Source organism: Stieleria neptunia (genome assembly GCF_007754155.1).
Classification (GTDB): Bacteria; Planctomycetota; Planctomycetia; order Pirellulales; family Pirellulaceae; genus Stieleria; species Stieleria neptunia.
Map to the genome: position 1 here is coordinate 7,829,662 of NZ_CP037423.1, position 13,083 is coordinate 7,842,744.

Annotated in this window: 14 protein-coding genes; 13 read left to right on the forward strand and 1 reads right to left on the reverse strand. The window is 55.7% G+C overall.

Translation table 11 applies throughout. The annotated features are described in order from the left end of the window. The first annotated feature begins 248 nt into the window (after positions 1-248). The 8 genes from Enr13x_RS27275 to Enr13x_RS27315 all read left to right on the forward strand — a co-directional run bounded on the left by Enr13x_RS27275 (position 249) and on the right by Enr13x_RS27315 (position 8,677). On the forward strand, positions 249-680 hold the full coding sequence (locus tag Enr13x_RS27275; protein WP_145390062.1) for a hypothetical protein: 432 nt from the start codon (positions 249-251) through the stop codon (positions 678-680). A 458-nt stretch (positions 681-1,138) separates the two neighbouring features. Next, complete coding sequence (locus tag Enr13x_RS27280) at positions 1,139-2,725, forward strand: hypothetical protein (protein ID WP_145385934.1); 1,587 nt, start codon at positions 1,139-1,141, stop codon at positions 2,723-2,725. Then, complete coding sequence (locus Enr13x_RS27285; protein WP_145390063.1) at positions 2,685-3,119, forward strand: NADPH-dependent F420 reductase; 435 nt, start codon at positions 2,685-2,687, stop codon at positions 3,117-3,119. Before Enr13x_RS27280 ends, Enr13x_RS27285 begins: the two co-directional genes overlap by 41 nt. 580 nt (positions 3,120-3,699) lie before the next feature. Then, on the forward strand, positions 3,700-3,921 hold the full coding sequence (locus tag Enr13x_RS39940) for a pirin family protein (RefSeq protein ID WP_390621008.1): 222 nt from the start codon (positions 3,700-3,702) through the stop codon (positions 3,919-3,921). Positions 3,922-3,942: 21 nt separating this feature from the next. After that, on the forward strand, positions 3,943-4,695 hold the full coding sequence (locus tag Enr13x_RS27295; protein WP_145390064.1) for an SDR family NAD(P)-dependent oxidoreductase: 753 nt from the start codon (positions 3,943-3,945) through the stop codon (positions 4,693-4,695). 1,407 nt (positions 4,696-6,102) lie between these two features. After that, positions 6,103-6,984, forward strand: coding sequence for a hypothetical protein (locus Enr13x_RS27305; protein ID WP_145390065.1), 882 nt, complete (start codon positions 6,103-6,105; stop codon positions 6,982-6,984). A gap of 373 nt (positions 6,985-7,357) precedes the next feature. Continuing rightward, positions 7,358-8,311 (forward strand): leucine-rich repeat domain-containing protein, encoded by a 954-nt coding sequence (locus Enr13x_RS27310; RefSeq protein WP_145390066.1) that lies wholly within the window; start codon positions 7,358-7,360, stop codon positions 8,309-8,311. Positions 8,312-8,371: 60 nt separating this feature from the next. Next, positions 8,372-8,677 (forward strand): hypothetical protein, encoded by a 306-nt coding sequence (locus tag Enr13x_RS27315; protein WP_145390067.1) that lies wholly within the window; start codon positions 8,372-8,374, stop codon positions 8,675-8,677. A gap of 426 nt (positions 8,678-9,103) precedes the next feature. On the opposite strand, the gene Enr13x_RS27320 is transcribed toward Enr13x_RS27315, so the two are convergent. After that, on the reverse strand, positions 9,104-9,847 hold the full coding sequence (locus tag Enr13x_RS27320; protein ID WP_145390068.1) for a hypothetical protein: 744 nt from the start codon (positions 9,845-9,847) through the stop codon (positions 9,104-9,106). Between the two features lie 397 nt (positions 9,848-10,244). On the opposite strand from Enr13x_RS27320, the gene Enr13x_RS27325 reads away from it, so the two are divergent. The 5 genes from Enr13x_RS27325 (at position 10,245) to Enr13x_RS27340 (ending at position 13,069) form a co-directional block, all read left to right on the forward strand. Beyond that, positions 10,245-10,667 carry a DUF2946 family protein gene (locus Enr13x_RS27325; protein ID WP_145390069.1) on the forward strand — a complete coding sequence of 141 codons (423 nt, stop codon included), beginning with the start codon at positions 10,245-10,247 and terminating at the stop codon, positions 10,665-10,667. Between the two features lie 423 nt (positions 10,668-11,090). After that, the gene (locus Enr13x_RS27330; protein ID WP_231743815.1) at positions 11,091-11,444 is read left to right on the forward strand and encodes a Flp family type IVb pilin; all 354 of its coding nucleotides are present in this window, start codon (positions 11,091-11,093) and stop codon (positions 11,442-11,444) included. A 142-nt stretch (positions 11,445-11,586) separates the two neighbouring features. Then, a complete protein-coding gene (locus tag Enr13x_RS27335) occupies positions 11,587-12,009 on the forward strand; it encodes an A24 family peptidase (RefSeq protein ID WP_145390070.1) in 423 nt (140 codons plus the stop codon). A 23-nt stretch (positions 12,010-12,032) separates the two neighbouring features. Further along, complete coding sequence (locus Enr13x_RS39485) at positions 12,033-12,167, forward strand: hypothetical protein (protein WP_261344155.1); 135 nt, start codon at positions 12,033-12,035, stop codon at positions 12,165-12,167. Beyond that, positions 12,164-13,069, forward strand: a complete 906-nt coding sequence (locus tag Enr13x_RS27340; protein ID WP_145390071.1) for a TadE family protein — start codon at positions 12,164-12,166, stop codon at positions 13,067-13,069. Before Enr13x_RS39485 ends, Enr13x_RS27340 begins: the two co-directional genes overlap by 4 nt. Positions 13,070-13,083 lie beyond the last annotated feature (14 nt).

Genomic DNA, 13,083 nt, shown 5'->3' on the forward strand with positions numbered 1-13,083 from the left:
GAGTATTCCCGCTTGTACTTTCGAACAAAGTCCCAAGGGGAAACTCAACATGATATTTCGCAGCTCAATTCTGACGACTCTCGTATTTCTGCAGGCCACCGTTGCTCAAGCCCAATCGTCGGTGCGAATCGCCAAAGCGCAGGAGCAAACGCTGCAACAACGTCAGCAGGTGACTGGTTCTTTGCGAGCCGTTGCTCGCGGTGATGTTGCGGCACTGGAAGCTGGAAGACTGGTTGAGTTAACGGTTCGTGAAGGCGACCTACGCCGTTTACCTGCTGCCACCGCTCGACTATCTGCCGAAAGGAAACCGCAACGTTATCTGCGGCGTGATGGTCCCACCGCCCGGTTATAGTGTCGACCAACTATTCGAGATCGGCAATCGGATCGAGCCCAAACTTTCACCGTTGTGGGAAGCCGCTGGTGACCGTTTCGCCATCGAGGAAAAACGTCGCGGCTGGACAAACCCACTTGCCAAACCGAACATCCGCCTCCCGATAGGCGAAGGCGCTCAAACCGTTGACGCTCCGCTGCTCAGCCAGTTCTTCATGGTCGCTCGCGAAGGCCGCATATTTCAAGTCGCCATTCCGATGGAAGCGACGAAGACGCCCGACGCATTACCGCTGCTCGCTCAAGCGATGGCATCATCATCCCACGTCGTTTCGAACGAGGTGGCGAGCTAAAAGACCTCAAGATCATCAACGCCAATTCGCTTGGCGACTCTCCCGTTTACGACATGATGAACGCTCCAGTTGCAACACGCCGCGACGGAGTCATCGATTTGGCAAGCATTGCTGAAGTTGAACGAGTCCGAGTGCAGGATCAAAACCGCTCAACGACAATCCCGCGGCTGGCTCGTGTGTCTCAGATCCAACCATGAGGTCGGTGAGAGTCTGGCAGCATTTTATTCACCACAAATCACCACAAAGCGATTCGGATAGGGAGCCTACATAATGAATATTGGAATCATAGGCGCAGCGACTTTCGGCGGGTGCATTCCCATTTAGTTGACGTTTTTGCTAGCAACCCGTCGGGGGCTTGGCTGCTGTTTCTGGATCCGGTGTTGACGGTATCTTGGGCGATTCAAGGATGATTTCCCACTCGCCTAGCAAGGATGCCGACGACAATGCAAGGACTAGACATGGGGCAAGAGAATGGTGAGCGGATTGAGTCGGCTGAAGAAATGCTCGCGCTCTTTTACGCTCAGTTGGTTCCCAAAGTTACGCTCTGGAAACAACGGATCTCAGATCATCCCGAGCAACTCGCAACGCTGGAAAGAACCATCCATGATGCCTTTGCCCGCGGTGCGGACATGGTCGTCGCCGGGCTGATCTCCGCGACCATGATCGAAAAAGGTTTTGAAAAAGCATGCCAATCGAGTCGGGTCAACTTCTCAAGACCGCTTCAGAAAGGGCGCGAGACTAGGGTCGCCGTTCGATTGCTCGGCGGCATGCTGTTCTGGGCCACAGCGCTCTACTGTGCCCCTAAGAAAAAGTTGCTTGGTCGAGACGATTCGCCCCGCGTCGGCTTGCATGTTTCGCTTGCTCAATTCGGGTTCGGCAAAGGCGTCTCGCCCGCGCTGGAGAGTCGCGTGGCACGCCAAGTGGCATTGTGTCCTTCGATCGAAGTGGCTCACCGAGAACTGGTTCGCGATGGTATCACACTTGATATCAAGGCGGTCAAACGGATCGCCTATCAATCTGGCGACGGCTTATTGCGCCTACGACGGCATCGGCTCAAACTGTTTCGGCAGGGCAAGTTGGCGAGCACCGGTGAATTGGCCGGGAAACGAGTGTCGGTGCAAATTGATGGCGGAAGAATGAAAATACGCGGCAAAATGCTACCTGCATCGACTTCCAATGCGTCAAGCGATGATGTCGCTCAGGGGCAAGCTGACTCGCCCGGACGCTCGGCAAAGAAACCTGCACGCTCGTTTGAAGCGGACTGGCGGGAGCCTAAACTGATGACGATTTTTGTTCACGACGAGCAGGGGCGGATGGTGAAGGAGCATGAAGCGACGATCGATGGCACCCTGACTGGGCCCGACGCGATCGCCGAATTGGTTGCGATGCATCTGCATCGGCTCGGAGCCGCGGAGGCACATAGCGTGACGTTCGTCGCCGATGGCGCCCCCTGGATTTGGGATCGTATTGATCGCATCATTCAATATGCGGGACTCACGAGCGTCGTCACGCATCAGGTCTTGGACTGCTGCCATGCGGTGCATCACGTTTCCAAAGCGCTTGCTTCGCTTGGGCTCGACGCAGACGTCCGCCAGGGGCTTTATCGTCAGTACCGAACGCTGCTGCGAAACGGTCAATGGCGGCGAGTGGTTGATGAGCTCGCCGGCCTAGAACGCGTCGGAAAATCGGCCACAGAACTGGAAACAGAAATCCATTACCTTTGCCGACATGGTGAAGCGGGTCGGTTGAGTTACCCTGCCTATCGTCGCAGCGGAATCCCTTGTGGTAGCGGGGCGATCGAAAGCAGCATTCGCCGCGTGATCAATTTGCGTCTAAAGAGCAATGCAATGTTTTGGAAAAGCGAAAACGCGGAGCAGATGCTTCAAGTTCGCGCTCATCTGATTCCTAATCGTTGGGATGAATCAATCGGCGAGCTGGCCGAATTCCGTCGCACCCAGGCAAGCGACAGTTGGCACTGGGAGCCTCGTCCAATGAGCTGCAAAGTTGAAGCCACTGACCAACAACTCCTTTCGGCCGACGATTAACGTGATTTTTGCGTCAACTAAATGGGAATGCACCCCTTTCGGCACGACACTCGCTGCCAAACTCGTAGCCGTTGGTCACGAAGTATTGGTTGCCAATAGTCGTGGACCAGAAAGCCTTCGGGCGCGTCTCGCCGAGATAGATGTTCGCATCACTCCCGCATCAGTTACCGACGCCAGCGGGTGCGAAGTTGTCCTGCTTGCGGTCCCGTGGACGAAAATCGAGGAAGTTCTCACTCCCGAGCAAGAGTGGAATGGCCGCATTCTCGTAGACGCAACCAACATCTTTCTGAGCTATTCCCCGGACTTCCGAATCGCCGACCTGAATGGTGATTCCGGTAGCGAGATTGGCGCCTTCCGCTCGCACTGTGAAAGCGTTCAACACGCTTCCCATTGAAAAGATGTTTGCACCAGTTGAATCAGGCCTATCGCGAATCCTGTTTCTGGCTGGAGATGACACGCCCGCGTTGGACACCATCCAAGGAATCATCACGGAACTTGGGCTGCATCCAATCCGGCTTGGTTCGCTATCTACTGCCGGGCGAATGATGGAGCTAAATGGGCCTCTAAGCGCTGTCGAGTTGTTTTCTCGCAAGGAAACAACAGAGAGATAGATCAAAAACCAATCTAGTGCTCCATCCACATTCGATATCCGGGTTGGGAATTAGAGTCGCTCGGCAGTATCAGCAAAGCGCGAGCAATCGCCACAGGATATTAATGCCTTTTGTGTCGCCCCTGTAAGGGCGACATTTTTCTTGAGTATTGCTTTACATGCAAACCAAAAGGAGGTTGCCATGTTGAAACTTAGAAAATCCGAAGAACGAGGCCATGTTGATCACGGGTGGCTGAATGCACGGCATACGTTCCCGTTTGCCAATTATCGAGATCCGAGACACAGGTGTTTTCGCAGCTTGCGAGTGATGAACGAGGATGTCGTCGCGCCTGGGAAAGGCTTTGGTACGCACCCGCATTGAGACATGGAAATCGTGACGTATGTCCTTGAAGGGGCGGTGGAACATCGAGACTCGATGGGAAACGGGGAGGTTCTTCGTCCCGGCGAGTTCCAACGCATGAGTGCTGGAACGGGAATAACGCACAGCGAATTCACCCCCTCCGAAACCGAGTCGACTCATCTTTATCGAATTTGGCTCCTTCCTGAACGCAAGGGAATCAAACCAAGTGTTGACCATTTCAAATAGAAAGAATCGAGGGATAATGTCATGTCGAAGAAACTAACAGACAAAGTGGCAGTTGTTACCGGAGCATCGAAGGGTATTGGGGCGGAAATTGCAAGGCAGCTTGCCGGAGATGGGGCCACCGTCGTTGTGAACTATTCATCCAGCGAAGATGCCGCTAACGCAGTCGTCGCTCAGATCACCGAAACGGGTGGCAGAGCGGTTGCGATTCAGGCAGATGTATCGAAGGAGGCCGACGTGTTGAAGTTATTTGCAGACACACGAAAGGCCTTCGGTCGAGTTGACATCCTCGTGAACAACGCAGGCGTCTATGAGTTCGGTGCAATCGAAGAGATGACCGAAGCACAGTATCGACGTTTGTTTGGTCTAAATGTGCTCGGGGTTCTTTTGACGACGCGCGAAGCAGCAAAACAATTCGCGGCTGAAGGTGGCAATGTGATCAATATTAGTTCCGTTGCCGCGTCGGCTGCGCCTCCAACTGGCTCTATCTACAGCGCGACGAAAGCAGCAGTCGACGCGATCACGATGTCGCTTGCAAAAGAACTAGGACCCAAAGGCATCCGCGTAAATTCGGTCAGTCCAGGAATGGTTGAAACTGAGGGTGCGCATTCACTTGGTATAATCGATAGCGACTGGGCGAAGCAAGTTGCCACCCAAACTCCTCTGGGCCGTCTCGGTAAACCGAATGACATTGCACCTGTTGTGTCTTTTATTGCTTCCGACGAAGCTCGTTGGATAACAGGGCAAGTGATTCACGTTTCCGGCGGCGACCGTTAAAGTGTTGAGTTGCAGGAAAAACTTTGGTGCAATTCTACGAAACCTTACCTCTCGTACAGCGTGTGAACCCGTTTCGTGTTCGCACAACCGTCCGAAGGCTCCCCGATCGGGACTCGAACCAAGAGTGCTTCGGTGACGCACCTCGACGAATTCTCGCCGCTCGGCCAGAGTGCGTCGGTGATGAAGCCTCGAGGGAGGCGACCGGAGCACTTCCGCATACAAGAGTTAGCCGGTTGAGTCCGTTTTGCCATTGGAACGCACGCGCGATTGGGAACGCAGTCGTCGTCGACAAGCGAGCGCCTGGATGAGCCCCATCGAAATCAACGAGAAGTCAGACCCCACGGGTCCCGATGTGGATTCCACCGGCCGCCGGGCGAGTCAGAAAGGATTTCTTCCGATTTCTCTTTCACGTTATCTCGATCTGCTGGACTGGACTGGTCGTCAAATCAGGAACGGCAAACGCGGTTCGATCCCAGAGGACCTGGCTCCGATCTTCGCTCGGCTGGGAATCAACCCGGACGGCTGGCTAACGGTTGTCGAGAAACTCGGGCGGCTCTTCAAGCGAGCGGCCGGTACCTCCGAGAGCTGGAAATTGAAGCGACCCGCCGTGGCCAACGCTACATGCACGCCCCGGGTGTCAGATCGCTCCAGGTCACGGTGTAGCCGCCGAAGCGCCCTGACTCGCCTGACTCTGTGCAGCAGTGCGTAAGCGTAGTACGCGAAAACGGGATCCTGCACGCGTGAATTTCCTGCAGGCGTGGATTTTACCCCTACTTCTTGTTCCGGCTCGACGCCCGCGTGACAGGGCTTCGCATTCATTATCACAGCTGCATTTCGTATTCGAACTGAACAATGGGTATCCCTGTTGAATTTCCCCCTTCCAACTTCACCCTCGGCGGAGTGCGAGAAGTTCAAGAAGGCGCAGCGAAAGAACGGCATCGCCGATCCAGAGCTGGTCTGCATCGACATCGCCCCCTAAGGCAACACGCAAGCACCCGACCGCCAGGACATCCTGACCGTCGGAGGCTTCAGCGACGCCGTCTTCCACGTCGTCGCATCGTTCCTAGAAAACGACGCATCCCGCTTCGTCCGCGAAGTGGAAGCCGTCGAGTTGTAACGATAGGGCAAGCATCCTGACGCAAGCTAGAAGCTTACGCCACTTATGGAACGCCCGCGATGGAGATATCCGTCGCGGGCGTTTTCGTTCGTACTTAACGTTGCGGATGGTCAATCTGTCGGCCACAACTGTGGCTACCATGCTTGCCACCGCGCTGCTACGGGGTAAGATGGCAGAGTAAAGACGTAATGTCTGTAGTCCCTCGCGGCAAAACGGTTGGCAGCGGTTGTGATTGACGGACGAGTCAAGTTGCTTTGAATCGACCTTGTTGAATTTGATGGGATAGTGAGATGCGAATGGCAACGCTAACAGCTCTGTGGATGGTAGTCTCGGGAGCAATCGCTACCGGGGAAGACTATGAAACGCTCAAGCAGTTCTATCGCTACCGCGCGGGCACATTCGAGTTTGAGGTGGGGACAGATGGCCAGGGAACGCTGAAAATGCAAGGTCCCGTGTTCACATGGACGGGGCTTGACTATCAGGAATTCCGCGACACGGCGGCCCCCAATTCCGGAGACGTTTTCGTTTGGACCTTAAACGGCCGCGCGGTTGTCGTTGGCGGCGTGTTGTCGCAACCCATCGGGGCGGGCCGCGAAGTGTACCACGAGTTCCAGGCACTCATCGACACGCCCCCAATGCCGATTCGAAGTCCAACGAAATGGGGAGAGTTATGGTCGCCGGTCGGAGTCAAACTAAGGCCGATCCCGCAGGCGCCTGCCCCATCAAAAGGTTCCGATCGTGTTGCCCGTCGGCAACGCGACGTTCAGATGCGGGGCCTCGCACGGCAATTTACCGCCGAAACAAGATCAGCGACGACGGGCAAGATTCAGTCTCTAAAGCTGCAACCGAACGCTGTGTTTCGGCTCGATGCATCAGCGCTGCGAAACGCAAATTCATCCGTTCTTGATGGATGCCTATTCATTTTTACGAACCAGTTGGGGACCGATCCAGAGCTAACGTTGCTGATCGAATGCCACAAGACTGACAACGGACTGATTTGGAAGTACGCTCCGGGGTCACTGGCATTTCAAGAACTATGGCTGAAGCACAAAGGCAAATCGGTCTGGCATTTGCCAAACTATTTGGAACATCCTGGTGAAGGCAATTTTGTTTCAAGTCTGTCTCACGCCAACGTGAGCATGCGCGAGATCAAGCAGGAGATGCAGCCATAGTGCTGGGAATCGCAGTTGTCGCTCTCACTACTCGGCTTTGCTCCGTTCGTCGCTGAGCCCGGAATGGTCACGGGCGACTGTCCCGTCGGTCTCATTGCACGATCGTTACCCCGGCGAGCACCGTACAATCCAAATCGATGGCGCGTCGGCGACAACGACCGAAAGCTGGCAGAGAACCTCTTTCGGTGCGGGGGTGATCCGAACGCCGCGTGGCCAGGCAGTCTATCATTCAACGTGATTCAACACGCGTCTGTCTCTGGTGCCGATTCGATTCGACGCAACGCGTCGGCCGCGGTGTCGGGTTTGCTGTTCACGTCTTGATCGCGACTCCAGCAGCCTGAGCGAATTGGCTGAAGCCTTAGAGGTTAGCGGCATGCGATTCCGATACTCGGTCCGATTCTTGTTTTACGCCACCGCTGTTTTTGCTGTTCTCGCGTTGGGACTTCGGCATTGGATGGATCAGACGACATTCGAAGACATCGCGGCAGAACTGAATCGGGCAAATGCGAAGCCCAACGTTTGGGATCACTGGAACGCCGACACGTTCCTTGAGGACCAAGTGAAGGTGGAGCATTTGTCAGGGGAGATTCCGTGTGTCGGACTGCACTTCGACAAAATCAAATCGCAACCGACACTGATCGCCGCTTCGAGAGTCACACAGGCGACGGAACTCGTTATCCGTGACATCGATTCGTCGCTATCTGTGAGCGGATGCGATTTCTCGCACCTAACCGATTTGCATTTGGGCGGAGCGACTGAGAAGCAGATCACCGAATGGCTGGATGCAACCGGACGACTGAAGGAACTCAGTCTCGCATTCAAGAACGAGATGTCACAAACAGATTATTCACGCATCGCCGCGATCAAGTCTTTGACGGTGTTGCGATTGAGCAACGTCAAACTTTCCCCAGGTGACCTGTCCGATCTGCGGAGACTTCCACGGTTGACTCACATTTCCTTCTATTCTTGCGAAATCGAGGATGCCGTGTTTGCCGAGCTGGCGTCGTTTCCTGCCCTGAACAGCCTTGAACTTTATGGAAAGACCTGCGACGACCACACGGTGCGCCAGTTACGTGACTTGTCGAGAATTCATTCGATCGATCTCACGTCATCGCGCGTGACCGACCGTGGCGTGAAAATCCTCTCAGAAATGACTCACCTCAAGCATCTCAGCCTTTACGACTGCCAGGAGATCACGTCGCGCTGCGTCCCAGACTTGTCAGAAATGCGATTCCTCGATTGGCTGAACGTCCTGAAATCAGCCATCGAGAAAGACGAAACACTCAATCAGAACCCGCCCACGCAGCTGGCAGAGTGGATCATGTAAGGCGCGTCAGATGGAGTCCGAAGCTGGGAATACCGGCTCCCAGAGTTTAGGCCGACGGAAATGAAGGTAAAGCGATTGAGCCATGGCTCGTCCCGCAGCGTCCTGGAACAGACGATCGAGTGGAAAACGATTCAAGGACACGACGTACCCGTTCTCATCCGTTCGGAGTTCGGAGCCATTGAACGCATCGACGAAGGCGGTGAAATGAAGTTCAAGCTGGGAAATGGGTACAAGGACACGCAGTTGGCATGGTTAAGCTTTGCTCCCAAAGTTTCGTCCGATTCCAGACGTCAATTCCTGGTTCATACCGTTGAGCAGATCAAAGCGTTCCTCAACGAGGGTAAGGAACTTCGGAACAAGAAGTGACGGGAATGGAGTGTGGGATAGGCTTCCAGCCTGTCGTTTTCGCCATGACAGGCTGGAAGCCTATCCCACTGATTGTTCCGGCGATCCTAGGCGGCAGAGCGCGGGTTTTTCCAAATGATAACGGGTTGCCGCAGGTCAAAAGACGCGACGATTGCATCGGCTGACGCGAGTTCGCTCCGTTGAATCGGTGCAAGCTGCATCCCGGGACGTCGCTTCTTTTACTGCACGATTTGGCAACCGATTTAGATTCTCTCCCTCTGGGAGAGACGGCGTTTGCGCAGCAAGCAAACGCCAGAGAGGGCCGGCGGCTCGCGAAAGTCTCGACGATTTCCGCTACGATCAACTCCGCCTCTTATCCAATCGACGTCCCCCGATGCAGGTGTGATCGGTGTCTGGGGCGATCACGACGTTGGACACCCGGTCGCGCTACTTCACCTTCAGCGTGACTTGGCCGTTCTTGGCTCTGGTGAGTTCCGCGTCCATGTCGCGTTTGAAGGCCCGGAGTGTTGTCGCCGAGCCGATGATGCCGATGCAGCCGGCCGTTCCCAGTTTGCCGCCGTCGGGGTGGATGCGGAGCTCGGTGCGTTTGCCGACGGCCAGCCCCTTCTTTTTGGCGGCCGCGTTCCGGTCGCTGAAGCTGTCCTTGATGTCGCTGACGTCGTAGGTGAATCCCACCCCGTCCACCTTAAACCCCGTCTGGGAGCGTGTCCGGTAGTTGTCCACCGTGTACGAGCCGATCGGCAGGTTGCCCCGCCCGCTGTTGCCGGAGCGGAAGGCGTACGTCGTGTTGTTGACGCGGATCCGTCCCGTTTTCATCTGGTTGAGTTTGCTCGCCTTGAAGGTCTTCTCGAACACGGCGGTCAGGTTGGTGATCGCCGGCAGCGTCGCCGTGACCCGGTTCAGCTGTTTGAGCGTGTTGCCGCCCGGGTCGACGCGTTGATCGGGCGACTTCATGCCGATGATGTGCCGCTGGTAAGCCCCGATCGCGTCTTTCGTCTTGGTCCCGATCTTGCCGTCCTCGGCCAGCACCGCCAGCTTCGGCTCGCCATTGGCGGCCAGCTTCGCGTTGAGCGTGTCGAGGTTCAGATTCAGCAAACTCTGAACGGTCATGGTGTCGGGGCCCCGGTTGGCCCCGCCTTTTCCGACCGACTTTCCAATCGTCATCATCATGACATTTACCAGCTTGTTTGGTGAATGATGCGGAACGCCCGAACATCGCGGTCCCGTGTTTCCATTCAGTCGCGACAGAGGCGTTGCGGTGCGTCGAGTCGCGCGACGGCGCGACCGCAGATTTCCCAGCCCGTCATGTTATCGGGGGAAAGCGTCACGTGTTGCGTCATTTCTGGTGAAAAAATTTGCGGCGCCAGGAGAAGGTTTCATTCCCGACTCGGCCGCTCGCTCGGAAGCAGCTTCACGCGAACCTCCAACGGTTTGCGTCGAAAGAGCGGGCATCAAAAAAGGCTCAGAAGTCTTGACGAACCGATCGCGGGTGGTCATCGTAGAGCGTAGCAATTGTCTTTGGTCGGACCGCTTTGCAACTCAATCGTCTTCAAACGAACTTCATTTGATGTCTTCGTCGTTCCGACCCATTCTGGCAAGCCTGCTGTGCTGCATGATCGTTCTCGGTCATGCCCCCGCTTGGCTGCATGTGGCTCACTGCGAAGGCCATGGCCATGCTCCATCCGGCGTCGCGACCGAAAAGACGGCTGTCGTTTCGGTTTGCTCGCACGGGTGCCAGCATCACGCGTCACCGTCAGAAGCTGCCGATCCGGTTTCTGATCCCCACGATTCGGGTGAACAGCACCCGCATGATTCCGACACCTGCGTGATTTGCCAGTCATTGGCGAGTCCGAGTGGTGTGACGTGGGAATTGCTGGTTTCACTTCCATCGGAGTTCATTTCGCATCCGGTCGTCGTCGCCGCGGATTCATTTCTTCCGGCGACACTTCTTTCGATCCCGCAGCCTCGCGGGCCACCGGCCGTCGCGTAAGTGCTTTCGCTGTCTGAGCGTGGGATAGGCTTCTAGCCTGTCGACGCTGGAATGACAGGCTGGAAGCCTATCCCACGATTGTTCCACCACGTTTGGATTTGATGGGTCGCTGTGCGCGAGCATCAAAACAAATGGACTGCCGGCTTCATACGTCCCACCGCGTGCGGTGCGATCGGTCAACGGTCCGACCAAACCCGATCGGTTGCGTCTGCGCGGTGGGGCTCCTTTTACATCGCCTGTACTTCCCATGAGTTGGCTCTCGCGCTGCGAGAGTCGAGCGTTGGTGAGGGGGAGGAAGGCAAACCGAAATAACGTGTGCGGATTGTTCGTCGCCGCCGCACACGCCTGCATCGGTCATGCGGAACCTTTGGTCAGGCGGCAAAAAAACGTTTCTATCTCTCGTTTTCTAGAAGGAAAACAAACATGCGTAAGATGCTTCGTAACAAGAAGGGACAAGGTCTGGTTGAGTACGGTTTGATCATCGCCGGTGTGGCGCTGATTTGTGCCGCAGCCGTTTCCGTGTTCGGTCACAAGACCAGCGATTTGATCGGTGCCGTCGCAACGGTTCTGCCCGGTGCTCACGCCGATGACAACGGTCCGGTCGTGAGTGGCAAGCTGATCGAAACGACTGGTGCGGACACTGGCGCAATTGCCTTGGACGCCCAAACGATCGCTGGGAACAGCGACAGCGGTCGCTTGGATGCAAATGTCTTGGGCTCCGACGGAACCGCGGATGGCTTCGGCGGCCTGATCCTCGAATCGGTACCAACGCCGTAGCCTGAATCGGATTCGAATTGCGATATATTGCCAACCATGGCGAGAGAGACTCGCCATGGTTGGTTTTCATCCCCAGGTTCCTCGTTGCGTCATCCGAATCTCCGCTTACCGATAGGCAAGTCATTTCTTTTGCTTGCATACCATGTTTACTTTCATCGCAATGACCGTCATCTCGCTGTTGTTGATCGCAATGGCTTGCGATTTGCGCACCCGCGAGATTCCCGACTGGGTCTCCGTGGCGATTGCAGCGATTGGATTGATGTCATCGATGGCAGGCTGGCACGGGGTCGGTCCAGTTTGGATGCTTGCAGGCGGATTCGCAGGCATCTTTGTCGGCTGGCTGTTGTTTCGTTTTGCCCATTTCGGCGGAGGTGATGCAAAACTCATCGGAGCGATTGGCTGCGTCGTCGGTCCGGTTGGGCTTTTGATGGTGTTGTTCGTCATGGCCATCGCTGGTGGCGTGCTCTCGCTGGTTGCAATGTTTCGCGGCCAACGAGACTACGCCTATGTGCCCGCCATCACAGCTGGATTCGTTTGGTATGTCAGTGTCGTTTCTCTCATCTGAAAATTTGTGCGAAGGGATGAAAGATGAAAAAGGAACACGAAACCGTCCACGCCCAGCATCAGGCGATGGCCAAGAAGCACGAGCAAGTGACGTCGGGTCGCGAAGAACTTCACAAGATCTTGGCAAACCTCATGGAACTGATGAAGAACGTGAAATGAAACAGCGGCGGCACCCACCACGCTCCGGTCAATCGCTCGTCGAGTTCGCCGTCGTCGCACTTGTGTTGTACATGTTGCTGGCCGCGATCTTGACGTTCGGTCATGCGCTGTACGTCGCGCAGGGATTGCAAGGCGCGGCGGACTTGGCGGCGCGAGAGATTTCACGAACCCCGCTTCCGGCAGTGACCACGTTTGAAGCGGTAATGACCGATGGTTCGCTCGACGGCATATACCAAGACGATTTCTTGGTGTTCGATCTCGATACGCTTGGCGGCCAATCGTTCTTTGAAGACGTCGTACCAGCATGGCCGCTGGTAAATCAGCAACTCGCGACAGTGATGATCGTTGACCGACCGGACTTCGACGGCGATGGCACTCCCGATGCAAATTTGATTCGATATCCGGGAGCACTGCTGAGTGATCCGTCAACGATGACGGGATACACCGTTGGCATTCCGCTTGTGACTGGTCGCGACGGATCGGGGACTGAAACAATTCGTTGGATTCCCGTAATCGAAGAAGTCGAGCCGGATGACGTGAACGCGGCTCGACACAACCCGTTTAGCGTCGCCAATTCAGAAACACACGGCATCGTTGCCTTGCGAATCAACTACCCATTTCAATCGGCTTTGATGAGCAGTTTTCAACCGAACGTCGCGGGGCCATTTGAATCGACAGTCGGCAATCGCAATGTCGCTGATGACGGCGAAGTGACCGAGTCAAACGAAGTGGCGCGTCCCGGTGACTTGATCGCCCAGCCATTGCTGTCCGGTAACAACTACGCGGGAACCTATGGCGGAGAATACGGATTAGGTGCTCAAGGAGCTTTCGGTCAAGTCGTTCGACCCTTTCGCCGGGTGATTTCGGCACAAGCGATTTATCGCCGCGAGGTGTTTCAGTGATGATTACAACCGGC

Excerpts from the sequence above, each read along its gene's own strand:
- Enr13x_RS27305 (WP_145390065.1), top strand. The coding sequence starts at position 6,103 with ATGCGAATGGCAACGCTAACAGCTCTGTGGATGGTAGTCTCGGGAGCA.
- Enr13x_RS27310 (WP_145390066.1), top strand. The coding sequence starts at position 7,358 with ATGCGATTCCGATACTCGGTCCGATTCTTGTTTTACGCCACCGCTGTT.
- Enr13x_RS27340 (WP_145390071.1), top strand. The coding sequence starts at position 12,164 with ATGAAACAGCGGCGGCACCCACCACGCTCCGGTCAATCGCTCGTCGAG.
- Enr13x_RS27295 (WP_145390064.1), top strand. The coding sequence starts at position 3,943 with ATGTCGAAGAAACTAACAGACAAAGTGGCAGTTGTTACCGGAGCATCG.
- Enr13x_RS27325 (WP_145390069.1), top strand. The coding sequence starts at position 10,245 with ATGTCTTCGTCGTTCCGACCCATTCTGGCAAGCCTGCTGTGCTGCATG.
- Enr13x_RS27280 (WP_145385934.1), top strand. The coding sequence starts at position 1,139 with ATGGGGCAAGAGAATGGTGAGCGGATTGAGTCGGCTGAAGAAATGCTC.
- Enr13x_RS27315 (WP_145390067.1), top strand. The coding sequence starts at position 8,372 with ATGAAGGTAAAGCGATTGAGCCATGGCTCGTCCCGCAGCGTCCTGGAA.
- Enr13x_RS39940 (WP_390621008.1), top strand. The coding sequence starts at position 3,700 with ATGGAAATCGTGACGTATGTCCTTGAAGGGGCGGTGGAACATCGAGAC.
- Enr13x_RS27320 (WP_145390068.1), bottom strand. The coding sequence starts at position 9,847 with ATGATGATGACGATTGGAAAGTCGGTCGGAAAAGGCGGGGCCAACCGG.
- Enr13x_RS39485 (WP_261344155.1), top strand. The coding sequence starts at position 12,033 with ATGAAAAAGGAACACGAAACCGTCCACGCCCAGCATCAGGCGATGGCC.
- Enr13x_RS27330 (WP_231743815.1), top strand. The coding sequence starts at position 11,091 with ATGCGTAAGATGCTTCGTAACAAGAAGGGACAAGGTCTGGTTGAGTAC.
- Enr13x_RS27335 (WP_145390070.1), top strand. The coding sequence starts at position 11,587 with ATGTTTACTTTCATCGCAATGACCGTCATCTCGCTGTTGTTGATCGCA.